Here is a 23903-nt window from a genome sequence, read left to right as displayed (position 1 = left end):
TTTCGTCTGCGCCGGCCCTATCGCTGGCAAGCCAGCTCCCACAGGGTCAGTGTTGCCCCAAAATCAGCCTTGGTGCCTGGCCACCCACTTGGCATAACTATCGATAAACCCCTGCAAGAACGGCCGTGCCTTCTCCGATAGCTTGCCCTGCTCGTCGAACAGGCTCGCCGCCCCGCCGACATACGCCTCCGGCTGCTGCATGCACGGCACGTCGAGGAACACCAGCGACTGGCGCAGATGATGGTTGGCGCCAAAACCACCCACCGCCCCCGGCGATACGCTGATCACCGCCCCCGGCTTGCCACTGAACACGCTTTGCCCGTAAGGCCGCGAACCGACGTCGATGGCGTTCTTCAGCGCACCCGGCACCGAGCGGTTGTATTCCGGGGTGACGAACAGCAGGCCCTGGGTGCCCTTGATCTGTTCGCGGAAAGTCTTGTACGCCGCTGGTGGATCCACATCGATGTCTTCGTTGTACAGCGGCAGGTCGCCGATCTCGACGATCTTCAACTTCAGGCTCGACGGCGCCAGTTCGGCAAGCGCCTGGGCCACCTTGCGATTCAGGGACGCCTTGCGCAGACTGCCAACCAGCACCGCGACCGTATAAACCTGACTCATGACCACCACCACCTGCGTGAATAAGGGAATAGACAGTTATAGATGATGGGAACTGGGCGTCAGGTTTTTTTCCTGTTCCTACAAAACTTCCTACAGGGCAACAGGGTCTATGAACCACGCAGATTATCTTTTTCAGAGGTCATAACCGAAATGACAGCAGTACTGGTCGGGCAATTTCATGCACGGGACGCCGAAGGACGCATCTATCCCGTGCATGAGTTTCAGGAAGCCACCCTGCAGGCCGATGGAAGTGCCGCCTCATTGCCGATTACCACCTATCGCCTGGCTATCGGCGATCGGGTCAACCACCTCGGCGAGGATCGCTTCGAGCTGGTGCAGAGTGGCGTGGAACTGATCCGCGTCCCTTGATTTCCCTTTGCGGGCGGCCTCGTTGGTGAGTCGCCCCTTTTTTTCCGCGCAAAAAATCCCCTCGCCCAATACGCCATGCCACAGCACATCTGCGATCATGCGCAGGCCTTTCGAGCGCATGCCGCGCCTCGGCACCGCGGATGACAGAACATGCTCACGGTACAGGACCTGATCGATATCGAACTGCTCAAGCTGCAGGCCGTCGCCGGCCTGGGCGGCACCGGCCGGTTGATCACCTGGGCGCATACCGTGGACCTGCCCGACCCGTGGCGCTGGGTATCCCCCGGCGACCTGGTGATGACCACCGGCCTCGGCCTGCCAGCCGGTGAAGACGATCAGGTGGCCTGGCTGGAGCAACTGGTGCAGAGCAACCCCAGCGCCCTGGTAGTCGCCCCCCGCGCCGACGCGCCGGCCCTCAGCGGGCGCCTGCTGGAGGCCGCAGACCGCCTGTTGTTCCCGGTGCTGCATGCCAGCTTCGAGCTGGAGTTCGTCAAGCTCTCCCACCATGTGATCGAAAGCGTGCTGCAGGCCCAGCGCGAGCGTTTCAATGCCAGTGAACGGCTGTTCCAGACCTACGCCGAAGCCCTGCGCAAGGCCCCGGACATGGCCGGGCGCCTGAACCTTCTCGGCGAGGCCCTCGGCCTTGGCCTGAGCCTTGAAGACGCGGTCAGCGGCGCCACCATCGTTGCCACCGCCAGCAAGGCCAGCGGGCCGCTCGAACGCATCCCGATTCCAGGACGCGCCCGGGCCAACCTGCTGATGACGCGCAAGGCCCAGCGCAGCGCCGACGACTCGATCCTGGTGCGTTCCCTGGTGGGTCTGCTCGGCGTCGAGCTGGAACGCCTGATGATTCACCGCGACCAACAGCGCGAGGAAGGCGCGGCGCTGTTGCGCAGCCTGCTGGAGAACGAGACGGAGTTCAGCCTGGCCCGACCGATTCTTGAGCGACGCGGCCTTGGCGGCAGCCTGGTGACCGTGGCGATCCAGCCAGGCGACAGCGGCCCCTGGAGCGCCGCCGAACTGCATCAGGCCCCTGCCCTGCACCTGGCTGGCCCGCTGCTACTGGAAGACAAGGGACTGCTGCTGGCGATCTGCCAAGACGACAATGCGTTGCTGGAAACCCTGCGCAGCCACCTGGGCGACGGCACCGTCGTCGGCGTCAGCGGTGCCATTGCCGCCGCCACCGGTTTTCGCGAAAGCGTGCGCCAGGCGCGTCTGACCCTGACCCAGGCACGTGAGACCGGCAATGGAGTACTGCGCTACGGCGAGGCGGAAACCGGACTGATCATGGCGCCCAAGTCCCTGGCCGAAGCCCGCGCCCTGGTCGGTCGCTATCTCGGCCCGCTGATCGAGCACGACCGCACCCAGGGTGCGGCACTGCTGAGCACCCTGATCACCTTCCTCGACAACGACGGCAACTGGAAAGCCACCGCCCTCGACCTGGGCATCCACCGCCAGACCCTGGTCTACCGGCTCAAGCTGGTGGAGCAGCTCACCGCCATCAAGCCGACCACCACCCAGGGCATCGCCCGCTTCTGGATTGCCATCCAGGCCGGGCGCAATACCGAGCTGATCTGAGCGATTTGGGGCCGCTCTGCGACCCTTCGCGAGCCAGCTCGCTCCCACGGAATCGGTGAGAGCGAGCTTGCTCGCGAAGGGCTGCAAAGCAGCCCCAAATGGAGGACTAACTGACCGCCTGCTGCTTCCTGCAGCTTACTTGCTGGTCGGCATGGCGAACTCGGCGCCCTTCTCGGTGCCCTGCGGCCAGCGCTGCATGATGCTCTTCTGCTTGGTGTAGAAGCGCACCCCCTCTTCGCCGTAGGCATGCATATCGCCGAACAGGCTCTTCTTCCAGCCGCCGAAACCGTGCCAGGCCATCGGCACCGGGATCGGCACATTGATGCCGACCATGCCGACCTGGATGCGCCGGCCGAACTCGCGGGCAATATGGCCGTCGCGAGTGTACAGGCTGACGCCGTTGCCGAACTCGTGGGCGTTGATCAGCTCGACCGCTTCGGCAAAATCCTTGACCCGCAGGCACGCCAGCACCGGGCCGAAGATCTCTTCCTTGTAGATGCGCATGTCCGGGGTGACGTTGTCGAACAGCGTGCCGCCAAGCCAGAAGCCGTCACCACAACCTTCACCGGCGCTTTCACCATTGAACCCGCGACCATCCACCAGCAGCGTGGCACCCTCCTTCACGCCTTGCTCGATGTAGCCGGTGATGCGTTCAAGGGCTGCGCGGGTGACGATCGGGCCCATCTCGGCATCCAGGTTGGTGCCGTCGAGCACCTTCAGCTCGCGGGTGCGCTGGATCAGCTTGGGCATGACCTTTTCCGCCGTTTCCTCACCGACGAACACCGCCACGCTGATCGCCATGCAGCGCTCGCCGGCCGAACCGTAGGCCGCGCCGATCAGAGCGTCGACGACCTGGTCGATATCGGCATCGGGCATCACCACCAGATGGTTCTTCGCCCCGCCCAGGGCCTGTACGCGCTTGCCGTGGCGGGCGCCGGTCTCGTAGATGTGGTTGGCGATCGGGGTCGAGCCGACGAAGGAGATCGCCTGCACGTCCGGGTGCTCGATCAGCGCGTTGACCGCGTCCTTGTCGCCCTGCACCACATTGAACACGCCGTCCGGCAGGCCGGCCTGCTTGAGCAGTTCGGCGATGAACAGGCTCGGGCTCGGATCGATCGGGCTCGGTTTGAGAACGAAGGTGTTGCCGGTCGCCAGGGCCACCGGGAACATCCACATCGGCACCATCACCGGGAAGTTGAACGGGGTGATACCGGTGACCACGCCGAGCGGCTGGCGCAGGGTCCAGTTGTCGATATTGGTGCTGACCTGGTCGGTGAAGTCGGTCTTCAGCAACTGCGGCGCACCGCAGGCGAACTCGACGATCTCGATACCGCGAGTGACTTCACCCTGGGCATCGGTGAACACCTTGCCGTGCTCGGCGGTGATCAGCCGGGCCAGGTCGTCGCGGTGTTCGTTGAGCAGGGCGAGGAATTTATTGAGGATGCGCGAGCGGCGCAGCGGCGGCAGGTTGCTCCAGGCCGGGAACGCGGCCTTGGCCGAGGCTACGGCGGCCTCCACGTCCTGTTGTGCGGACAGCTGCACCTGGGCGCTGATCACGCCAGTGGCCGGGTTGTAGACCGGCAGTTGCTGGCCGCTGGTGGTGGTGGCGATAGCGCCGGAAATCCAGTTTGCGATGGTCGAAGTCATGCTTTTTGTTCTCTGCAAGTGGCCGGCGGACCAGGGTGCGTGGCCCGTGGCCCGCCAGCCGGGTGAAAAGGAAGATCAGTAGATCGCGTAGACCTTGCGCACGGTCTCCAGCACATCCCAGCGCCCGGTCCAGCCCGGCGGCAGGATGATCAGGTCGCCGCCGCTCACCTCGACCACCACGCCGCTGGCGTCGTCGGTGAGGTTGGCGCGGCCGGACAGGATGTAGGTGAACTCGGTATCAGGCCGGTTGACTACCGGCCAGCCACCCGGCTGGCACTCCCACACGCCGAGGCTGCCCACGGCCTCGGGGGCCAGGCGCTGGGTGGCGATCTGCGGGTCGCCCTGGTCGGCGCCGGCGCGCTGGCCCGCCGGGTTGAGCGGCATGGCCTGCAGGGTGGTGCCTTTGATGATCGTGAAAGCAGTCACGGGATTCTCCTCTTAGTGTGCGCCGGTGAGCTTTTCCAGCAGCATCGCGGTGCGGGATGGTCGATGGGTCAAGCGCTCTTCGATATCGCTCAGCGAGGCGACAGCCAGTCCGCTGTTGATACCCAGCCAGCGCAGCGGCTCGCGCTCCCACAGCGGGGAGCGGTGGTTGACGAAGGGCAGATGGTTGATCTTTTCGTCGCGATCGAGGATCAGGTTGCGCAGGATGCGCCCGGCCAGATTGCTGGTGGCGACACCGTCACCCACGTAGTTGCCGGCCCAGGCCATGCGCTTGTCGCGGTCGATGCTGACCGTCGGGCACCAGTCGCGGGACACCCCCAGGGCACCGCCCCAGCGATGGGTGATGCGGGTGTCGGCCAGGGCCGGGAAGAACTCCAGCATCGTCTCGTGGATCTTGGCGTGGGTGCTGTCCACCAGGTCCGCCTGTTCCGGCATGCCCGATCCCCATTTGTACGGGGCACCACGCCCGCCGAAGACCAGCCGGCCCTCGGCGGTGACCTGGCCGTAGACCCGCAGGTGACGCATGTCGTTGAAGGCCAGGCGCTGGTCGAGGTTGAGGCGCTGGCGCAGTTCCAGAGGTAGCGGCTCGGTGGCCAGGACCAGGGAGTACAGCGGGATGACGAAGCGCGAGTGACCCGGCTGCTGCGAGGTGAAGGCCTCGGTGGCGCGCACGAGGGTCTCGGCCTTGACCGAACCGTGGGCGGTGCGCAGCAGGCCCGGGCTCAGCTCGGTGACCTCGGAGCCTTCATAGATCTTCGCGCCCATGCTCTCGACCAGCCTGGCCAGGCCGCGCACCAGCTTGCCGGGGTGGATCAGCGCGCAGTGTTCGGTGTACAGGCCACCAAGCACATCCTGGGCACCGACCCTGGTGAAGGCTTCACCGGCCTCCAAGGTCCGCCATTGCTGCGGCAGGCCGAACCGCGCCGAAGCCTCAACCGCCGCCCGTGCCCGGTTCATCTGTGGCGCACTGCGGGCCAGGGACAGGAAACCCTGCTTGGCGTAGTCCGCCTCGACCCCTTCCAGGGCCAGTACGCGGCCAATCTCGTCGACGGTCTGGTTCATCGCTTCCTGCAGTTCCAGGGCCGCGCCATGGGAGTACATCTCGGCCACTCGGGTCAGGGAGATCGGGAAGATCGCCGACGCCCAACCACCGTTGCGCCCGGAAGCGCCGAAACCGACTTCGCGCTTTTCCACCAGGACCACGCGCAGCGACGGGTCGCTCTTGAGCAGGTAGTAGGCGGTCCACAGTGCGGTGTAGCCGGCGCCGACGATGGCGATGTCGGCCTCCACCGCGCTGCCGAGGCGCTCGCGGGACGGGCCTGCTTCGAACCAGAGCGGTTTGTTGGGCAGATGGGTCAAATCAAGTTTCGCTGACATGCTGTTGGCTTCCCATTGACGGCCCCCAGGCTCGGGGGCGCTGTCCGATACGGCGTGGTTAAGCGTTTTTCGCGGGCTGGATGGTCGCCGCGGAGCTGCCCGCAGAGACCCGGAACACCAGGTAGGAGGCGGCGATGGCGACGATGGCGATCACGCATTGCAGCAGGCTGATCTGGGTCGAGGGGTCGAAGGCCATGCTCACCAGTACGGCGATGATGGTCGCGGTCACCAGCAGCGGCAGCACCGGGTGCGCCCACATGGCGAACTTCAGCGAGCCTTCGGCGACCCAGCGGCGGCGCAGCTTGAGCTGGGACAGGCAGATCATCAGGTAGACGAAGAGGAACACCGTGCCCGAGGAGTTGATCAGGAACTGGAACACGGTGTCCGGCCAGAGTGCTGCGATCACCACGCAGCCGTAACCGACCAGGGTCGAAGCGATCACCCCGCGCACCGGTACGCCGCGGCGGCTGGTAGCGGCAATCCAGCGCGGCGCCTCGCCATTGGAGGCCAGCACGTAGAGCAGACGCGACGAGGTGTACAGGCCGGCGTTGAGCACCGACAGCACCGCGACCAGGATCACCAGGGTCAGCATGTCGCCGGCGCCGGGGATGCCGATGCGCTCCAGGGTGGTGACGAAGGGCGACTTGCCGGGAACGATCTCGGTCCAGGGCTGGGCCACGACGATAAAGAAGGTGGCCAGCACGAAGAACACCAGGATGCGCATCATCACCGTGTTGACCGCCTTGCGGATATTGCGCGACGGATCTTCCGATTCGGCGGCGGCCAGGGTCGCCACTTCGACGCCGGTCATGGAGAAGATCACCACCACCACGCCGGTGAACAGCGAGCCGATACCATGGGGCAGGAAACCGCCGTGGTCGGTCAGGTTGGCGAAGCTGGCGGTGGAGCCCGGCCACAGCTTGAAGGCCCAGGCACCGGCGACCGCAAGGAAGACGATAATGGCCACCACCTTGATCCCGGCGAACCAGTATTCGGCCTCACCGAAGGAATGCACCGACATCAGGTTCAGCAGGGTCATACCGACCATCAGGCCGAGGGCGATGACCCAGACCGGCAGGTCGGGAAACCAGCCATTGATGATCTGCCCGCCGACCACGGCTTCGAAGCCGACGACGATCACCCAGAAATACCAGTACAGCCAGCCGGTCATATAGCCGGCGGGGCGGCCGAAGGCCAGCCTGGCATAGTCGACAAAGGAACCCTGGGACGGATGGGCCGCGGCCATCTCCCCCAGCATGCGCATCACCAGGGCGACGATCAGGCCGGTGATGGCGTAGGTAATGAAGGCACCAGGGCCGGTGGACGCGATCACGGCACTGGAGCCGACGAACAGGCCGGCGCCGATCACGCCGCCGAGGGCCAACATGCTGATATGTCGCGTCTTGAGTGCACGCTTTAAACGCGGGTCATGCTCGGTTTGTACAGGCATTGGTTGTCTCCTTGTTGTTATTGAATCAACGCTGCCTCGGCGGAAGGTTAGGCAGGTGCAAGGAGGGTGAACATCGACAAAATCCGGGCGCGGGTCGGCCTGGCTATACAAATGTATGAAGCAAGGGACAGGAGACGGAAACAAAAAAGGCGCCCTGAGGCGCCTTGAAAGAGAGCGATGGAAAAATCGCCCAAAACAAAAAGGGCGATCCTTTCGGATCGCCCTTCTCGTGATGTTTGGTAGGCACAATTGGACTCGAACCAACGACCCCCACCATGTCAAGGTGGTGCTCTAACCAACTGAGCTATGTGCCTGCTGTGGGGCGGCATTCTACGCATCTGGTTGAGGCTGTCAACACTTCATTTGAAGAAAATCTGCAAAGGAATCAGCGACTTCAAAAGATCTGTCGAAAACTTAAAGGTGAACCTTCTCCTGAAGACAAGCAATTACTGGCAATCAGTTGGCAGTTGACGGCCCTCAATTGCGGGCTAGCATAAATCAACCTATAAAAATTATAGGTCCATGGAGTGAGGCGCTAGCCTCGACGGACGAACCAGCAGCTCGAGACATGTAGCGTGAGAGGTTTGAAATGTACGAATACACCGGCTGCGGCCTGACCGGCATCTTCTTGAAAAACGGCTACAAGATGGTCGAGAGCCCATATGGCGACGGCATCGTCATCGAAGACATCGATGGTCTGCACCGGACCATCGCCGCAGATATCCTCGGCCAGAGGACGCCCATGTCCGGTCATCAGTTCCGCTTCCTGAGAAAGGAGCAGGATCTTGTCCAAAGCGAGCTGGCAGCCCTGTTGCGGGTCGATGTTCAAACCATTGCCAACTGGGAAAAGAAAGGCCTGGAAGCCGTGCCCGGGCCAGCGGATGTGGCGATGCGGGCGTGCTACTGCGCGTTCATCGAGGTGCGCTTCGGCCCGGTGATCGTCGAGCCCAGCGCGAAAGCCGACGAGTCTGCGGTGTTCGGGCGCAATGAGCATGAGTGGGTCGAGATGACTGCCTGAGTGGCACGCAGCTGAAGCCGAAAACAAAAAGGGCGATCCTTGCGGATCGCCCTTCTCGTGATATTTGGTAGGCACAATTGGACTCGAACCAACGACCCCCACCATGTCAAGGTGGTGCTCTAACCAACTGAGCTATGTGCCTGCTGTGAGGCGGCATTCTACGCGTTCGACAAAGTGTGTCAACCGCTTTTTTCAGCTAAACCACTGAATAATAGAATTTTTTTAATTACTACCCGGCACTGGAGCGATTTCGTCAGCCCGGCTGGCGGGTGTTTATTATTGTTGATAGGATTGGCGCATCCGTAAAAAATACAAAACACACAATTACAAAGCCACAGATTCGAGGTACCGCCACCATGGCCGCCACTCCTTACCCACAATCCTATTACGCCGCTTCGGCCAATCCGGTGCCGCAGCGCCCTGCCCTGCAGGAAGAAGTACAAACCGATGTCTGCGTCATCGGTGCCGGCTACACCGGCCTGTCCAGCGCCCTGTTCCTGCTGGAGAACGGCTTCAGCGTCACCGTGCTGGAAGCCGCCAAGGTCGGTTTCGGTGCCTCGGGCCGCAACGGCGGGCAGATCGTCAACAGCTACAGCCGCGACATCGATGTCATCGAACGCACCGTCGGTCCGCGCCAGGCACAACTGCTCGGGCAAATGGCCTTCGAAGGCGGACGCATCATTCGCGAGCGCGTGGCCAAGTACAACATCCAGTGCGACCTGAAGGACGGTGGCGTGTTCGCTGCCCTGACCAGCAAGCAGATGGGTCACCTGGAATCGCAGAAACGCCTGTGGGAACGCTTCGGCCATACCCAACTGGAACTGATGGACGCTAAGCGCATCCGCGAAGTGGTGGCCTGCGACAACTATGTCGGCGGCATGCTCGACATGAGCGGCGGCCATATCCACCCGCTGAACCTGGCACTGGGCGAAGCCGCCGCCGTGGAATCCCTGGGCGGCAAGATCTACGAACAGTCCCCGGCCGTGCGCATCGAGCGCGGTGCCAACCCGGTGGTGCACACTCCGAATGGTCGGGTCCGGGCCAAGTTCATCATCGTCGCCGGCAACGCCTATCTCGGCGGCCTGGTACCGGAGCTGGCGGCCAAGTCCATGCCCTGCGGCACCCAGGTGATCACCACCGAGCCCCTGAGCGACGAGCTGGCGCGCACCCTGCTGCCCCAGGACTACTGCGTCGAGGACTGCAACTACCTGCTCGACTACTACCGCCTGACCAGCGACAAGCGCCTGATCTTCGGCGGCGGCGTGGTCTACGGTGCCCGTGACCCGGCGAACATCGAAGCGATCATCCGGCCGAAGATGCTCAAGGCCTTCCCGCAACTGAAAGACGTGAAGATCGACTTCGCCTGGACCGGCAACTTCCTCCTGACCCTGTCGCGCCTGCCGCAGGTCGGCCGGATCGGCGACAACATCTATTACTCGCAAGGCTGCAGCGGCCACGGCGTGACCTATACCCACCTGGCCGGCAAGGTCCTGGCCGAGGCCCTGCGTGGTCAGGCAGAGCGCTTCGACGCCTTCGCCGAACTGCCGCACTACCCGTTCCCGGGTGGTCAGATGTTCCGTGTGCCGTTCAGTGCCATCGGTGCCTGGTACTACAGCCTGCGCGATCGCCTGGGCGTTTAACGCACCCGGCACCGCATCGCCGGCCACGCCGGCACCCACCGCAACCTGTGGGAGCCGGCGTGGCCGGCGATGAGGCCCTCAAGAACACCTCAAGACTCAGCGCCCGATCGCCTCGACCGCCTGCCGCGCTGCCTGCTCCTGCCCCGCCGCCGCCAGTTCATTGGCTGCCTTCAGCCAACGCTGCCGATCCACCCCGGCCGGCAATTGCTTCGGCTGCTGCACCAGCACCGCCCAGCCCCCTTCCTTCTTCCAGGCCGATTCGAACGAGTCGAAATCCATCGGCAGCCGCCGACTATTGCCCGCCCTCAGCAGCACCCGTTCCTTATAACGATCGAAGCCCACCAGCAGTCCGTAACGCGGCTCGCTCCAGAACGCCGAACCTTCCTGGTAGCGCACCAGTACCGGATACCCCGCCGCCACCTGGCTCAACAGCGCCGACAGGCGGGCCTCCAGCGGATACACCACCATCCCGTATTGGCGTGCCGCGTTTTCCACGCCGGCCTGCAGTTTTTCCGGCTGCTTGGGCAAGCCCAGCAAACCCGGGGTGATGCGCACGCCCTGCTGGGACAGCACTGCGGCCAGGGCCATCGGCGCGCTCTGCTCGGCATTGCCACGGAAGAACGGTACCGCGCTGAGTTCGACCCGCTGCGGCAGTTGCTTGAGATCGGAAGACGGCTGGCTGGCGCAACCGGCCAGGCTGCCAGCGACGAGACAGGCCGCCAGCAGGCGGCGCGAAGAGGTGGAAAGGATCGGCATGAGTCCTCGCTTGAACGGTCGCCAGGCAGACAGCGCCCGGCCTTGAGGGGCGATCATAGGCCGACGGACGGCATCGGTATAGCCCGCGCCCGGCTTGGAACAAAGCGGTCTGAGCCTTGGACCTTCGGTCAATAGCCTGAAATAACTGAGCGTCTAGACTGATGAGGTGTCTGAGTTACAGGTCCCGCCTGTAGAGAAGAAGGAGGCACCCATGAGCCTGACCATGGTTATCTTCATGTTGATCGCAGCCTGGCTGAGCGTAGCCGCTGCAATGTTGTGGGGCGTGCTGCGCATCGCCCGCCGTCACCACCTGCATCACCAGGCCCCGCATGCACCGGTCAAGCCTGCCGCTGCGATGCATCACCGGGCGCCTCGCCGCCACGCCAACGCGCACTGATCCAGCCCCATAAAAAAGGGGCTCCAAACGGAGCCCCCAAACTACAGCACGCAACAGATCCGGTTATCAGCCCTCGGCCGCCTCGCGACGCTGGCGAGCCTTGCGCGACATGATGTTGAGCACCTCGATCGCGGTGGAGAAGGCCATGGCCGCGTAGACGTAGCCTTTCGGTACGTGGGCGCCGAAGCCTTCGGCGATCAGGGTCATGCCGATCATGATGAGGAAGCCCAGGGCCAGCATCACCACGGTCGGGTTGTCATTGATGAACTTGGCCAGCGGATCGGCAGCTACCAGCATGACGATCACGGCGCTGATCACGGCGATGATCATGATCGGCAGGTGTTCGGTCATGCCCACGGCGGTAATGATGCTGTCGATGGAGAACACAATGTCCAGCAACAGGATCTGGCCAATGGCCGCTGCGAAGCCCAGGGTAATGGTAGACGAGGCTGCGGATTCTTCCTTGGCCCGCGGGTCCACGCTTTCATGGATCTCCTTGGTGGCTTTCCACAGCAGGAACAGACCACCGGCGATCAGGATCATGTCCTTCCACGAGAAGCTCTTGCCGAGGATGTCGATCACCGGCTCGGTGAGCTGGACGATCCACGCCACCGTGCTGAGCAGCGCCAGGCGCATGATCAGGGCCATGGAGATACCGATGCGGCGAGCCTTGGAGCGGTACTCCACGGGCAGCTTGTTGGTCAGGATCGAGATGAAGATCAGGTTGTCGATACCCAGGACGATCTCCATGGCCACCAGGGTGGCCAGGGCGACCCAGGCGGTCGGGCTTGCAGCGAGTTCCAACAGGTATTCCATGAATCAGATCCTGATTATTGGTTATTGAAAAAATAGGTCAGATTTTCTGACCGTCAGTGTCCTTGCTTTCTTCCTTCTCGGATTTCTCCGAGCCGGTGGCTTCGCTCAACGCCTGCTGGGCCGCTTCGTTGGTCTTGTCGATGGCCTGCTTGGCCGACTCGGCGGCCTGGTTGAGCACCTGCTGGGCGGATTTCTCGGCCTGCTCGCAGCCGCTCATGGCGAACAGGGCAAGCACCAGGACCAGGGGTGTACCGATGGATTTGATATGGAGCATGTCGTCCTCACTGGAATGTCGTCGGTGCCACGACAGATGGCACCGCAATGGCAGGCATTCTAGAGAGCGGAAAACTTCAGAAAAATTCGTATTTTCAGCGGTTATACTTCGGTTTTTCCGAATAGAGACCGGCCATGCTCAATTACCGGCAAATGCATTACTTCTGGGTGGTGGCCAAGACCGGCAGCATTGTCCGCGCCTGTGAACAGCTGAACCTCACCCCGCAAACCATCAGCGGCCAGATCAGCCTGCTGGAACAGACCTACGGCATCGAGCTGTTCCAGCGCGTCGGTCGCCAGCTGGAGTTGACCGAGACCGGACGCCAGGCGCTGTCCTACGCCGAGCAGATGTTCCAGATCGGCGGCGAACTGGAGGCCATGCTGCGGGCCCAGCCCAAGGACCAGCAGGTGCTGTTCCGCGTCGGCGTGGCCGATGTGGTGCCCAAGTCCATCGTCTACCGCCTGATTGCTCCCACCATGGAGCTGGCCGAGCCGCTGCGCATCAGTTGCCGCGAGGACAAGCTGGAACGCCTGCTCGCCGACCTGGCGATCCAGCGCCTGGACCTGGTGATCTCCGACAGCCCGATGCCCGGTCACCTGGATATCAAGGGCTACAGCCAGAAGCTCGGCGAATGCGGAATCAGCTTTCTCGCCACCCCGGAGCTGAAAGCACGCCAGCCCCTGCCCTTCCCCGCCTGCCTGCAGCATGCGCCGCTGCTGATCCCTGGCCAGGAAACCATGGTCCGCAACCGTCTGCTGCGCTGGTTCGCCGAGCAGCAGTTGCAGCCACGGATCGTCGGCGAATTCGATGACAGCGCGCTGATGCAGGCCTTCGGCAAGTCCGGCAGCGGCATCTTCATCGCCCCCAGCGTGATTGCCGAGGAAGTCTGCCGGCAATACGACGTCGAACTGATCGGCCAGACCGATGCGGTGACCGAGTCGTTCTACGCCATCTCGGTGGAGCGCAAGGTCAAGCACCCGGGCATTGTCGCCATCACCGAGGGCGCACGCCGCGAGCTGTTCAACTGGCCGCTGGCCTGACCCGGCCACTACCGCCGGACGGGCTCCGGGTACCGAGTGGTGCAGGTGTGGTACAGTCCCGCCCTTTTTCGTCCGGCCATCCACCTATGACCCCTGTTCTGAAGCTGCTCAATCGCACCAGCCTGGTGCTGCAAATCCTCATCGGCCTGGTGGCCGGTATCGCCCTCGCCCTGGTCGCGCCCCAGGCCGCCGCCAGCCTGGCCTTTGTCGGCAAGGTGTTCGTCAGCGCCCTGAAGGCGGTAGCACCGATCCTGGTGTTCATCCTGGTCATGGCCTCGATCGCCAACCACAAGCACGGCCAGGAAACCCATATCCGTCCGATCCTCGCCCTGTATCTGTGGGGCACCTTCGGCGCGGCAGTAGTCGCGGTAGTGGGGAGCATGCTGTTCCCCTCGACCCTGGTGCTGAGCACCGGCGAAGCGCAGATGAGTGCACCAGGCGGGATCACCGAAGTACTGCAAGGCCTGCTGCTCAGCGCAGTGGACAACCCGGTCAACGCCCTGATGAGCGGCAACTTCATCGGCATCCTGGCCTGGGCCATCGGCCTGGGTGTCGCCGTGCGCCATGCCGGCGAAACCACCCGTACCGTGCTGGATGACCTGTCCAACGGCGTGACCTTGATCGTTCGCGTAGTGATCCGCTTCGCCCCGCTGGGCATCTTCGGCCTGGTCGCCTCGACCCTGGCGCAGTCCGGCCTCGATGCCCTGCTCGGCTACCTGCACCTGCTGGCGGTGCTGATCGGCTGCATGCTGTTCGTCGCGCTGGTGATGAACCCGCTGATCGTCTGGTGGAAGATCCGCCGCAATCCCTACCCGCTGACCCTGATGTGCCTGCGTGAAAGCGGCATCACCGCGTTCTTCACCCGCAGTTCGGCGGCCAACATTCCGGTCAACCTGGCCCTGAGCGAGAAACTCGGGCTGCACGAAGACACCTACTCGGTGTCCATCCCGCTCGGCGCCACCATCAACATGGCCGGTGCGGCGATCACCATCACCGTGTTGACCCTGGCCGCGGTCCATACCCTGGGCATCGCCGTCGACCTGCCGACCGCCGTGCTGCTCAGCGTGGTCGCGGCTGTCTGCGCCTGCGGCGCCTCGGGCGTGGCCGGTGGCTCGCTGCTGCTGATCCCGCTGGCCTGCAGCCTGTTCGGCATCCCCAGCGAGATCGCCATGCAGGTGGTGGCGGTGGGCTTCATCATCGGCGTCCTGCAGGACTCGGCGGAAACCGCGCTGAACTCCTCCACCGACGTGCTCTTCACCGCCGCCGCCTGCCAGGCCGAAGCACGCCGCGCCTGATACCGATAGCGACCGGTGGCCACGCGCCATCGGTCGCTTGTGTTTTACCCGCCTGCGCCCCTAGGCTAGGACCCTTTTCCCGTAAAGAGACAGGGCCATGTCCGACGAGCACGATACTTCCGCCACTGCCCGCTTCACTCCCGCCGAAGTGCGCATCCTCGGCTCGCTGATCGAGAAACAGGCGAGCAATCCGGAAACCTATCCCCTGACCCTCAACGCGCTGATGCTGGCCTGCAACCAGAAGACCAGCCGCGAACCGGTGATGAACCTGACCCAGGGCCAGATCGGCCAGAGCCTGCGCAACCTCGAAGGCCAGGGCCTGGTGCGCCTGCAGATGGGCAGCCGCGCCGACCGCTGGGAACAGCGGGTGGACAAGGGCCTGGAGCTGGTACCAGCGCAGTTGATCCTGATGGGGCTGATGTTCCTGCGCGGGCCGCAGACGCTCAACGAGCTGCTGACCCGCAGCCAGCGCATGCATGAATTCACCGATACCGACGAGGTTCTACATCAACTGGAGCGCCTGATCGCCCGCGACCTTGCCCTGCACCTGCCGAAGCAGGCCGGGCAGCGGGAAGACCGCTACACCCATGCCCTGGGCGATGCGGAGGAGATCGAAGCGATTCTCGCGGCGCGCCAGCAGGGCCCCGAGCGGGCGGCCAGTGGCGTTTCGGCGGAGCGGATCGAAGCGCTGGAGGCACGGATCGCGGCGCTGGAAGAGCGCCTGGCCCGGCTCGAGTAAGCGAGCGATGAGCACTCTGTGGGAGCGGGTTCACCCGCGATAGCGGTGGTGGATTCACCGACGTAATCGCGGGTGAACCCGCTCCCACAAGGTCCGCGTTGCCTTGGCGGCGCCTAACCCCGGGCGAACACCACAGCCCGCTCCACCTGCTCCCGACTCGGCCGCACTCCGGTGTACAGCACGAACTGCTCCAGCGCCTGCAAGGCAATCACCTCCAGACCGGTGATCACAGGTTTGCCCCGCGCCTCGGCGGCGGCGATCAGCGGCGTCCTGGCCGGCATTGCCACCACGTCGAAGACCACCCCGGCCGCCTCGATCACCTCCTCGGCAAAGGCCAGTTGCTCGGCCTCCGCTCCGCCCGCCATGCCGATCGGCGTGACATTCACCAGCAATGCCGGACGCAAGTCCCCCACCTCGGCGCACCACTCATAACCACACTGCTCCGCCAGCCGCCGCCCCGCCGTTTCGTTGCGGGCAACGATGGTGCCCGAGGCAAACCCGGCATCACGAAACGCACAGGCCACCGCCTTGGCCATGCCGCCACTGCCGCGCAAGGCAAACGGCTGCCGCGGATCCAGCCGATGCTCGTCGATCAATTGCCGCACGGCGATGTAGTCGGTGTTGTAGGCCTTGAGATGGCCGTCGGTGTTGACGATGGTGTTCAGCGAATCGATGGCCGCTACCGACGGGTCCAGCTCGTCCACCAGGGCGATGCTGGCCTCCTTGTACGGCATCGACACCCCGCAACCACGGATTCCCAGTGCGCGGATCCCGCCAATGGCTCCCGGCAGGTCCGCAGTGGTCATGGCCTTGTAGTAGTAATCCAGCCCCAGTTGCTCATACAGGTGATTGTGGAAGCGCACGCCGAAGGTGCCGGGGCGGCCGGCCAGGGACATGCACAGGACGGTGTCTTTGCTGGGGGTCATGACGTACTCCGGAAAACCACGAAAGCGCACAGTATGCCCAAGCCGGCTCACGACCGCTGATCGGCCCTTACAAAACCTTTACCAAACACCCCGGCGAAACCTTTTGAAATAGTGGTCATAGTGGTATCCCCGACCCGTTCTACGGGCGGTGTTATGCCCTGCGAGGAGTCATCATGAATCGTCATATCCCCGGTATCGCCCTGCTGATCGGTGCCCTGGCCCTGTCCGGACAAGCCTCCGCCCATGGCGGCGGTGGCTGGGGCGCGGGTCCGGTCATCGGTGCAGCCGTAGTGGGTGCCGTGGTCGGTGCCGCCGTCTCCGGTGGCCGCGACCGTACCGTGGTCGTCGAACAGGCCCCGGCCTACTACCCACCGCCACCACCGGCTCCGGTGTATTACCAGCCGCCGCCACAACCGGTGTACTACCAACCGTACCCGGTGGTAGAGCGTTATGTGCCGGTGCCGCCGCCGCACTACCGTCGCTACTACGGCCCGCCACCGGTCTATTACGGACCGCCGCGCTGGTAGTGGATTTCATCAATGAACACTATTGAGAACACTGATTTCACCGCAGCCGAAGCGGAACGTAAGGTAGCAGCCATGACCCCAGAGGGAGCACTCACCATGGCCACTATCAGCATCATGTCCGTCGTCGGCAGCGCCGTTCCATCCGCCTTGAGGGATGTCGGACTGCTGGTCTGCTGGTACCTGGTACGCGATGGCGAGAAGATCGGCGGTCCGATCCTGTCGCTCCCGGATGCCGAAGCGAAGGCGCGCGATATCGCCGCCGAGTCGTTCGAGGCCTAGGTCCCCCGACTTTCCCTTGTGCGTTGCTCCGCACACCTCCCCTTGCCCCGCCTTCATGGCGGGGCTTTTTATTGCCCGTTCAGCCCTGAACCCAACTCGCCACGCCCGACCGCGCCCTGATAGAATCCGCGAGTTTTTCTGAAAGAAACGCTGATTAATTTGCAGGTAGCGCATGAAGCGAAATAAATCGATAGCACTTCTCCTGGCCTTGACATTCTGCACGTCGGCACACAGCGAGGACGTAAAAAAAGGGAAGGCGTTCGAGGAGTGCAATACTCCGTACTGCAACAAGCAAATATCAGAAAAGGAAAGGCTGGATAAACTGCCGCTCCGGGGCGACCAGGTGATCGGCGAAACCATTTTCGTGAGCGATGACTTCCCCAGCGAGTACAGGACATCGTTCAAGCCCGCGTCGATTGAGTCCGTCTATAGCCAACCCTTGGGGCAGACCTATGTAGAAGGCAAGGATTATTCGGTGACGGATCGTGGAATAACCATCCTGCCGGGGTCGAAGATCAAGGGCGCGCCCTACGGCTTTACTGCACCCTCACTCGCGGACAGCGCTAAAACCGGCGTAAAAATCACCGAAGAGTTCAAGAAATACCAGTACTCCATCAACTACAAGAAGACAGAAAGCTACTACATCAAGACCACCGGCTTCGTAAAGAACCTGGAAAAGAAATACCCGAACCGAAAGATCCGCATCACGTTCTTCGGCGACGCCATCACCTATGGCACGAACAGTACCCATGGATATGTGAATCTTGTGATGTCGAGCGTGGAGAAAACACGTCCCGGCAAATATCTGTATCGAAACAACTCCGAACCGCAAATCAACTCCTCGCATGCCGGTTGGTGGGTTGACACCAGGCTCAATGACCAGAGCTCCGACCTGATAGTCCTGGCATTCGGGATGACCGACAGCTACAACATTGCGCCAGAAAAGTACAAGGCCAATATCGAAAATGTCATCAAGAGCGTCAGGGCAAAAAATCCTGCCACCGCATTCGTGCTGGTGAGTCCTATCCGGGCAAATCCAAGTTCGAAAATCCATCACAACGAATACATCAATCGCTACACCGCCGCCCTGAAAGACATAGCCATATCGAACGAGAACATCACCACTGTCGACACTACATCGGTGTGGGACGGGATATCGAAAAACAAAAGATTCTACGATCTCACTGGAAACGGCCTTCAGACTCCCAATGATTATGTTCACAAAGTCATTGCCGAAGCGGTTCTCAATTCAATATACGGAATCTGAATGAAATGCCCTGCTTATAGCAGGGCTTTTCATATTAGCTCCCACGCCGCCCGGCGCTGCCACTGCCAAAAACCCGGTCATCGCTGCGAAACGACAGCACCCGGGAAAAGACAGAGTTGCCGGAGGATTAAACATCTTTCACCTTGCGCCCTTTATTCATAAGGCATTCGACACTGCATAAGCCATACTCCACAATGTCACGCTTAGAAAAATAAAAATCCTTGCATAGCCAACGACATACCTTCTTTTAGTGAGCACCTACGTGAAAACCTCCCTTTCGATTCTGAGTCTGCTGCTGTTGCTCACTGGTACCGCCGGCGTCACTGCCAACGCCGTCGCTCAACCCGCCGCCCAGGCCCAGCGTGACCCGTCCAAACTGCATCTGGCCTCCGGCAGCGCCATGCTGGTCGACCTGCAAACCAACCAGGTGCTCTACTCCAGCCATCCCGACATGGTTCGCCCGATCGCTTCGGTGACCAAGCTGATGACCGCCATGGTCGTGCTCGATGCCAAGCAGTCGATGGACGAGATGCTGACCATGACCATCGCCCAGACCAAGGAAATGAAAGGCGTGTACTCGCGGGTGCGCCTGGGCAGCGAGCTGAGCCGCCGGGAAACCCTGCTGATCACCCTGATGTCCTCGGAAAACCGTGCCGCCGCGACCCTGGCCCACCACTATCCGGGCGGCTACGGTGCCTTCATCAAGGCGATGAACGCCAAGGCCAAGGCCCTCGGCATGAACAGCACCCGCTACGTGGAACCGACCGGCCTGTCGCCGAGCAACGTCTCCACCGCCCGCGACCTGACCAAGCTGCTGCTGGCCGCACGCAACTACCCGCTGCTCAGCGAGCTGAGCACCACCCGCGAGAAGACCGTGGCCTTCCGCAAGCCCAACTACACCCTGGGCTTCCGTAACACCGACCACCTGGTCAACAAGCCGAACTGGGATATCAAGCTGACCAAGACCGGCTTCACCAACGATGCCGGCCATTGCCTGGTGCTGTTGACGAAGATGGACAATCGTCCGGTGGCGATGGTGATCCTCGATGCCTTCGGCAAGTACACCCACTTCGCCGATGCCAGCCGCATGCGCCAGTGGCTGGAGACCGGCGCGACCAAGCCGGCACCGGCGGTGGCGGCACGCTACAAGGCCGAACGCAGCCAGAACCGGCCGCAGGTGGACTGAAACGAAAAGGCCCGGCATGCAAGCCGGGCCTTTTTATTTGCGCGCCAGATCAGGCGGTGGTGTTGACCGTGCTGCCGGCGCTGCTGTCGCCCGCTTCGGTCAGCGCCTGCAGCAATGCCGAGGTCGCCGTCAGCAGTTGCCCGGTAACGGTCGCTACCGCCGCCTGGGCCGCCGCCACGCGCACGGCCTTGGCTTGCTCGTCGCCCTTGCTCGACATCGCCTCCTGCAGCTCCTTCTGCCGCTCGGCCAGTTGCTCCTGGAGCTTCTTGACCTGCTCGCGCAGTTGCTTGATTTCCTGGGACTCGCTCGACTCGCTGCTGTCCGACGCCGTCGCGGCCGGCTTGCCGTCGCTGCGCACGGTGGACAGATCGGCCTTCACACTGCCTTCGGCGGCCACCGCCTGACCATCGACGTTGGTCTTGTTGGTCACGTTGCTGTGGGTGCCGTTGATCGACAGATTCGATGCCAGTGCGCTGAGGTAATCGGCCATGAGAAAAAACGTCCTGAGATAAGGGATCTGAACAGGACATCGGCCGTTACAAATAAAACTTTAGGCGTGCATCCCGGGATAAATTTCCCCGCCCCGTCTTCGTCCTTCCCCTGACACCGATCTCTGCCCGTGTCCCGGCAGGATCGTCCTCCTGGAAACGGACCGAGATGGCAATGACCAAACCCCGCTCCCGCAAAGCCCTGTACATCGGCCTGCCGCTGGCCCTGGCGCTCGGCATCGGCGCCGCTGCCGCCGGCTGGCTGTACTGGAAGAACGATGCCGGCTACCCGCGCAAGATCGTCGAGCAGGCCAATGCCCTGCACGAGCACATGATTTCCTTCGACAGCCATATCACCGTGCCGCTGGACTTCGGCAGTGCCGGGCGCGAAGCGGACAAGGACGGGCCCGGCCAGTTCGACCTGGTCAAGGCCGGGCGCGGGCGCCTCTCCGGCGCAGCGCTGACCGTCTTCGGCTGGCCGGAACTGTGGAACGGCCCCAACGCGCCGCACCGGCCGACCCCGGGCTTCGTCGACGAGGCGCGCCACCAGCAGGAAGTCCGCTACAAGATCATCACCGGCATGGTCCGCGACTTCCCCAACCAGGTCGGCATCGCCTACACCCCGGACGATTTCCGCCGCCTGCACGGCGAAGGCAAGTTCGCCATCTTCATCAGCATGCTCAATGCCTACCCGCTGGGCGATGACCTCAGCCAGCTGGACCTGTGGACCGCCCGCGGCATGCGCATGTTCGGCTTCAACTACGTGGGCAACAACGCCTGGTCCGACTCGTCGCGGCCACTGCCGTTCTTCAACGACACCGCCGACGCCCTCGGCGGCCTGGCACCGATCGGCAAGCAGGCGGTGACCCGGCTCAACGACCTCGGGGTGATCATCGACGTGTCGCAGATGTCGACCCTGGCCCTGGAGCAGGTCGCCCGGCTCAGCCGCGCGCCGCTGGTGGCCTCGCACTCGGCGCCGCGGGCGCTGGTGGATATCCCGCGCAACCTCAGCGACAAGGAACTGCAACTGATCAAGGACAGCGGCGGCGTGGTGCAGATCGTCGGCTTCCCGACCTACCTGCGGCCGCTGAGCCAACCGACCCTGGACAAGCTCGAAGCCCTGCGCGCGCGCTTCGACCTGCAGCCCCTGCAAGGCCTGGCCAACGCCCTGATGCCCGGCGACGCGGTGATCGCCATCTGGCCCGAGGCGCGCTTCGGCGACTACGCCAGCAACCTCTACGGCATCGTCGACAAGGAACCCAAGGCCGGGCTCAAGGAGTTCGGCGACGCCATCGACTATGCGGTGAAGAAGATCGGCATCGACCACGTCGGCATCGCCTCGGACTTCAACGACGGCGGCGGCCTGGCCGGCTGGAAGGATGTCAGCGAGATCCGCAACATCACCGCCGAACTGCTCACCCGCGGCTACAGCGAGGCGGATATCGCCAAGCTGTGGGGCGGCAACTTCCTGCGGGTCTGGGAACAGGTGCAGAAAAGCGCCCGCCCCGTCGCTGCCATCACGCCTTGAACCGGACCGCACCCGCCATGACCGACCGCCGTACCTTTCTCAAGCAGGCCGCCATCCTTGGTGCCGGCCTGCCCCTGGTCAACTCCCTGGCCAGCGCCGCCGAAGCAGGCAGCGCCACACCACTGTTCAAGGGACCGGACAAATGGCGCCAGTTGCGCGAACTGTTCCCCCTGGACCGCGATACCGCGCACTTCGCCAACTTCCTGATCACCGCCCACCCGCGGCCGGTGCAGGAGGCCATCGACTTCTACCGCCATGAAATCGACCGCAACCCGGCAGCACTGATGGACTGGGAAAGCCAGTACGAATGGAAGCGCGAAGGCGAGGTCCGCGACTGGGCCGCGCGCTATCTCGAAGTGCGCCCGCGGCAGATCGCCCTGACCGGCAGCACCACCGAGGGCCTGGGCATGATCTACGGTGGCCTGCAGGTGGCCGCCGACCAGGAAATCCTCACCACCGAACACGAGCACTATTCCACCCACAAGACCCTGGGCTTCCGCAGCCGCCACCAGGGCACCCAGGTGCGCAAGCTGCGCCTGTTCAAGCACCCGTGGGAAATCTCCAAGGACCAGGTGCTGACCACCATCGACCAGGCCATCCGCCCGGAAACCCGCGTGCTCGGCATGACCTGGGTGCACTCCGGCAGCGGCGTGAAACTGCCGGTGGGCGAAATCGGCGAAATCGTCCGCCGGCACAACCGCGACCGCGACGAATCGCGGCGGATCATCTACGTGGTCGACGGCGTGCACGGCTTCGGTGTCGACAACAAGCGCTTCGCCGACTTCAACTGCGACTACTTCATTTCCGGCACCCACAAATGGATGTTCGGCCCGCGCGGCACCGGGATCATCTGCGCCGCCTCGGAGCAGATGGGCCCGCTGACCCCGACCATCGCCACCTTCTCCCAGGACGAAGACTTCGCCACCATCATGACCCCCGGCGGCTACCACGCCTTCGAGCACCGCTGGGCCATGGGCAAGGCCTTCGAGCTGCACCTGCAACTGGGCAAGGCCGAGGTGCAGGAGCGCATCCACCAGCTCAACGACCGCCTCAAGGAACGCCTGCTGGAGCACAAGCAGATCCAACTGGTGACCCCGCGCAGTCGCGAGTTTTCCGCAGGCTTCACCTTCTTCCGGATCAAGGACCGCGACCCGGATGCCGTCGCCGCCTACCTGGCGGACAACAAGGTGATGTCCGATGCCGTCAACCGCGACGTCGGCCCGGTGATCCGCCTGGCCCCGGGCCTGCTCAACAACGAGCAGGAAATCGATCGGGCCATGGCCCTGCTGATCAAGAAACTCTGAAAGAAGGCCTTGCGATGACCCCTACCCTTTCCCGCCTGAAACTCACCGGCCTGATCGCCGCCCTGCTCGGTGCCGCCAGCCTGCCCGCCGTGGCGGCGGGCGACAAACCCGGCACGGTATTTCGCGACTGCAAGAGCAGTTGCCCGGAGATGGTCGTGCTGCCGGCCGGCAGCTACATGATGGGCACCCCGGACGACGAACTGGGTCGCCAACCGGATGAAGGCCCGCTGCACCAGGTGACCTTCGCCAAACCCTTCGCCATCAGCCGCTTCCAGGTCACCGCCGGGGAATGGGACGCCTATATCCGCGAGTCCGGGGTGAAGATCGCCGATGGCGACACCCGCCCTGGCCGCGAATGCAAGGCCAGCAAGCCGCGCTACAAACAGGGGCCGAAGCAGCCGGCGGTGTGCATGAGCTACCACGACATCGAGACCTACGTGGCCTGGCTGTCGAAGAAGACCGGCAAGCACTACCGCATGGTCAGCGAGGCCGAGCGCGAATACGCCGCCCGAGGTGGCAGCACCGGCCCCTTCCCGTTCCCCCTGGACCCGGACGCCGAATACGAAATCAGCCGCCACGCCAACGTCTACGGGCCAAAGGACGGCTACAGTTTCACCTCGCCGGTGGGCAGCTATCCGCCCAATGACTTCGGCGTCTACGACATGCATGGCAACGTCTACGAGCTGGTCGCCGACTGCTATCACGACAGCTATGTCGGCGCGCCGACCGACGGCAGCGCCTGGAAGGAAGCGGGCTGCAACAAGGTGCAGATCCGCGGCAACGACTGGGGCGAAGCACCGATCTTCTCCCGCTCCGGCAACCGCAACAACGTGTACATCGATGCCCGTGGCGACTGGATCGGCTTCCGCGTGATCCGCGAACTGTAAGCCTTGCATCTCCCCCTGTGGGAGCGGGTTTACCCGCGATTGCGGTAGTGGAT

At 63.3% G+C, this 23903-nt stretch carries 25 protein-coding genes and 2 tRNA genes; 15 read left to right on the top strand and 12 right to left on the bottom strand.

Annotated elements, in window-relative coordinates; translation table 11 throughout:
• Positions 1–63: 63 nt before the first annotated feature.
• Positions 64–618 (bottom strand): NADPH-dependent FMN reductase, encoded by a 555-nt coding sequence (locus ACODSK_RS17435; protein WP_489017866.1) that lies wholly within the window; start codon positions 616–618, stop codon positions 64–66.
• A 150-nt stretch (positions 619–768) separates the two neighbouring features.
• On the opposite strand from ACODSK_RS17435, the gene ACODSK_RS17430 reads away from it, so the two are divergent.
• Positions 769–987 (top strand): hypothetical protein, encoded by a 219-nt coding sequence (locus ACODSK_RS17430; RefSeq protein WP_009394644.1) that lies wholly within the window; start codon positions 769–771, stop codon positions 985–987.
• 150 nt (positions 988–1137) lie between these two features.
• Positions 1138–2565 (top strand): PucR family transcriptional regulator, encoded by a 1428-nt coding sequence (locus ACODSK_RS17425; protein ID WP_489017865.1) that lies wholly within the window; start codon positions 1138–1140, stop codon positions 2563–2565.
• 135 nt (positions 2566–2700) lie between these two features.
• Here the strand turns inward: ACODSK_RS17425 and ACODSK_RS17420 are convergent, their stop codons facing one another.
• The 5 genes from ACODSK_RS17420 to ACODSK_RS17400 form a co-directional block, all read right to left on the bottom strand.
• Positions 2701–4212: a CoA-acylating methylmalonate-semialdehyde dehydrogenase gene (locus tag ACODSK_RS17420; protein WP_489017864.1), complete on the bottom strand. Its 1512-nt coding sequence runs from the start codon at positions 4210–4212 to the stop codon at positions 2701–2703.
• Between the two features lie 75 nt (positions 4213–4287).
• The gene (locus ACODSK_RS17415; protein ID WP_489017862.1) at positions 4288–4638 is read right to left on the bottom strand and encodes a cupin domain-containing protein; all 351 of its coding nucleotides are present in this window, start codon (positions 4636–4638) and stop codon (positions 4288–4290) included.
• Positions 4639–4650: 12 nt separating this feature from the next.
• Positions 4651–6033, bottom strand: a complete 1383-nt coding sequence (locus ACODSK_RS17410; RefSeq protein ID WP_489017861.1) for an NAD(P)/FAD-dependent oxidoreductase — start codon at positions 6031–6033, stop codon at positions 4651–4653.
• A gap of 58 nt (positions 6034–6091) precedes the next feature.
• The gene (locus tag ACODSK_RS17405) at positions 6092–7483 is read right to left on the bottom strand and encodes an amino acid permease (RefSeq protein WP_489017860.1); all 1392 of its coding nucleotides are present in this window, start codon (positions 7481–7483) and stop codon (positions 6092–6094) included.
• Positions 7484–7720: 237 nt separating this feature from the next.
• Positions 7721–7797 (bottom strand) — tRNA-Val (locus ACODSK_RS17400).
• 275 nt (positions 7798–8072) lie between these two features.
• On the opposite strand from ACODSK_RS17400, the gene ACODSK_RS17395 reads away from it, so the two are divergent.
• The gene (locus ACODSK_RS17395) at positions 8073–8501 is read left to right on the top strand and encodes a helix-turn-helix domain-containing protein (RefSeq protein ID WP_489017859.1); all 429 of its coding nucleotides are present in this window, start codon (positions 8073–8075) and stop codon (positions 8499–8501) included.
• 65 nt (positions 8502–8566) lie between these two features.
• On the opposite strand, the gene ACODSK_RS17390 is transcribed toward ACODSK_RS17395, so the two are convergent.
• Positions 8567–8643: transfer RNA gene (locus ACODSK_RS17390), tRNA-Val, on the bottom strand.
• A gap of 214 nt (positions 8644–8857) precedes the next feature.
• Between ACODSK_RS17390 and ACODSK_RS17385 the strand changes: the two genes are divergently transcribed.
• Positions 8858–10141: an NAD(P)/FAD-dependent oxidoreductase gene (locus ACODSK_RS17385; protein ID WP_489017858.1), complete on the top strand. Its 1284-nt coding sequence runs from the start codon at positions 8858–8860 to the stop codon at positions 10139–10141.
• A 96-nt stretch (positions 10142–10237) separates the two neighbouring features.
• Here the strand turns inward: ACODSK_RS17385 and ACODSK_RS17380 are convergent, their stop codons facing one another.
• Positions 10238–10954 carry a peptidase C39 family protein gene (locus ACODSK_RS17380; RefSeq protein WP_489017856.1) on the bottom strand — a complete coding sequence of 239 codons (717 nt, stop codon included), beginning with the start codon at positions 10952–10954 and terminating at the stop codon, positions 10238–10240.
• Between the two features lie 154 nt (positions 10955–11108).
• On the opposite strand from ACODSK_RS17380, the gene ACODSK_RS17375 reads away from it, so the two are divergent.
• On the top strand, positions 11109–11294 hold the full coding sequence (locus ACODSK_RS17375; protein ID WP_489017855.1) for a hypothetical protein: 186 nt from the start codon (positions 11109–11111) through the stop codon (positions 11292–11294).
• Positions 11295–11360: 66 nt separating this feature from the next.
• Here the strand turns inward: ACODSK_RS17375 and ACODSK_RS17370 are convergent, their stop codons facing one another.
• Positions 11361–12110 carry a TerC family protein gene (locus ACODSK_RS17370; RefSeq protein ID WP_489017854.1) on the bottom strand — a complete coding sequence of 250 codons (750 nt, stop codon included), beginning with the start codon at positions 12108–12110 and terminating at the stop codon, positions 11361–11363.
• Positions 12111–12147: 37 nt separating this feature from the next.
• Positions 12148–12384 (bottom strand): hypothetical protein, encoded by a 237-nt coding sequence (locus tag ACODSK_RS17365; protein WP_489017853.1) that lies wholly within the window; start codon positions 12382–12384, stop codon positions 12148–12150.
• Positions 12385–12518: 134 nt separating this feature from the next.
• Here ACODSK_RS17365 and nhaR point away from each other — a divergent pair, with 134 nt between their 5' ends.
• The 3 genes from nhaR (at position 12519) to ACODSK_RS17350 (ending at position 15458) form a co-directional block, all read left to right on the top strand.
• The gene (nhaR, locus tag ACODSK_RS17360) at positions 12519–13424 is read left to right on the top strand and encodes a transcriptional activator NhaR (RefSeq protein WP_489017851.1); all 906 of its coding nucleotides are present in this window, start codon (positions 12519–12521) and stop codon (positions 13422–13424) included.
• An 86-nt stretch (positions 13425–13510) separates the two neighbouring features.
• Positions 13511–14719 (top strand): serine/threonine transporter SstT, encoded by a 1209-nt coding sequence (gene sstT, locus ACODSK_RS17355; RefSeq protein ID WP_489017849.1) that lies wholly within the window; start codon positions 13511–13513, stop codon positions 14717–14719.
• A gap of 97 nt (positions 14720–14816) precedes the next feature.
• Positions 14817–15458, top strand: a complete 642-nt coding sequence (locus ACODSK_RS17350; protein WP_489017848.1) for a YceH family protein — start codon at positions 14817–14819, stop codon at positions 15456–15458.
• 113 nt (positions 15459–15571) lie between these two features.
• On the opposite strand, the gene ACODSK_RS17345 is transcribed toward ACODSK_RS17350, so the two are convergent.
• On the bottom strand, positions 15572–16384 hold the full coding sequence (locus tag ACODSK_RS17345; protein WP_489017846.1) for a shikimate 5-dehydrogenase: 813 nt from the start codon (positions 16382–16384) through the stop codon (positions 15572–15574).
• Positions 16385–16557: 173 nt separating this feature from the next.
• Here ACODSK_RS17345 and ACODSK_RS17340 point away from each other — a divergent pair, with 173 nt between their 5' ends.
• The 4 genes from ACODSK_RS17340 to pbpG all read left to right on the top strand — a co-directional run bounded on the left by ACODSK_RS17340 (position 16558) and on the right by pbpG (position 19643).
• Positions 16558–16911 carry a hypothetical protein gene (locus ACODSK_RS17340; RefSeq protein WP_489017845.1) on the top strand — a complete coding sequence of 118 codons (354 nt, stop codon included), beginning with the start codon at positions 16558–16560 and terminating at the stop codon, positions 16909–16911.
• A gap of 96 nt (positions 16912–17007) precedes the next feature.
• Positions 17008–17190 (top strand): hypothetical protein, encoded by a 183-nt coding sequence (locus ACODSK_RS17335; protein WP_489017844.1) that lies wholly within the window; start codon positions 17008–17010, stop codon positions 17188–17190.
• Positions 17191–17362: 172 nt separating this feature from the next.
• Positions 17363–18457, top strand: coding sequence for an SGNH/GDSL hydrolase family protein (locus tag ACODSK_RS17330; RefSeq protein ID WP_489017843.1), 1095 nt, complete (start codon positions 17363–17365; stop codon positions 18455–18457).
• A 262-nt stretch (positions 18458–18719) separates the two neighbouring features.
• Positions 18720–19643, top strand: coding sequence for a D-alanyl-D-alanine endopeptidase (gene pbpG, locus ACODSK_RS17325; RefSeq protein WP_489017841.1), 924 nt, complete (start codon positions 18720–18722; stop codon positions 19641–19643).
• A 49-nt stretch (positions 19644–19692) separates the two neighbouring features.
• Here pbpG and ACODSK_RS17320 read toward each other — a convergent pair whose 3' ends face one another.
• Complete coding sequence (locus ACODSK_RS17320; protein ID WP_489017840.1) at positions 19693–20133, bottom strand: hypothetical protein; 441 nt, start codon at positions 20131–20133, stop codon at positions 19693–19695.
• Positions 20134–20306: 173 nt separating this feature from the next.
• On the opposite strand from ACODSK_RS17320, the gene pvdM reads away from it, so the two are divergent.
• Genes pvdM through pvdO form a run of 3 tightly spaced genes read left to right on the top strand, consistent with a single transcriptional unit; the run spans position 20307 to position 23850 of the window.
• Positions 20307–21659: a pyoverdine-tailoring dipeptidase-like protein PvdM gene (pvdM, locus tag ACODSK_RS17315; protein WP_489017838.1), complete on the top strand. Its 1353-nt coding sequence runs from the start codon at positions 20307–20309 to the stop codon at positions 21657–21659.
• A 17-nt stretch (positions 21660–21676) separates the two neighbouring features.
• On the top strand, positions 21677–22963 hold the full coding sequence (gene pvdN, locus ACODSK_RS17310) for a pyoverdine-tailoring periplasmic protein PvdN (protein WP_489017837.1): 1287 nt from the start codon (positions 21677–21679) through the stop codon (positions 22961–22963).
• 14 nt (positions 22964–22977) lie between these two features.
• Positions 22978–23850, top strand: a complete 873-nt coding sequence (gene pvdO, locus ACODSK_RS17305) for a dihydropyoverdine dehydrogenase (protein ID WP_489017836.1) — start codon at positions 22978–22980, stop codon at positions 23848–23850.
• Positions 23851–23903: the final 53 nt, after the last annotated feature.

It is taken from the genome of Pseudomonas sp. FG98 (assembly GCF_057808595.1).
Note: the sequence above shows the minus strand (reverse complement) of the source record. Positions and strands in the feature narration are given on the sequence as shown.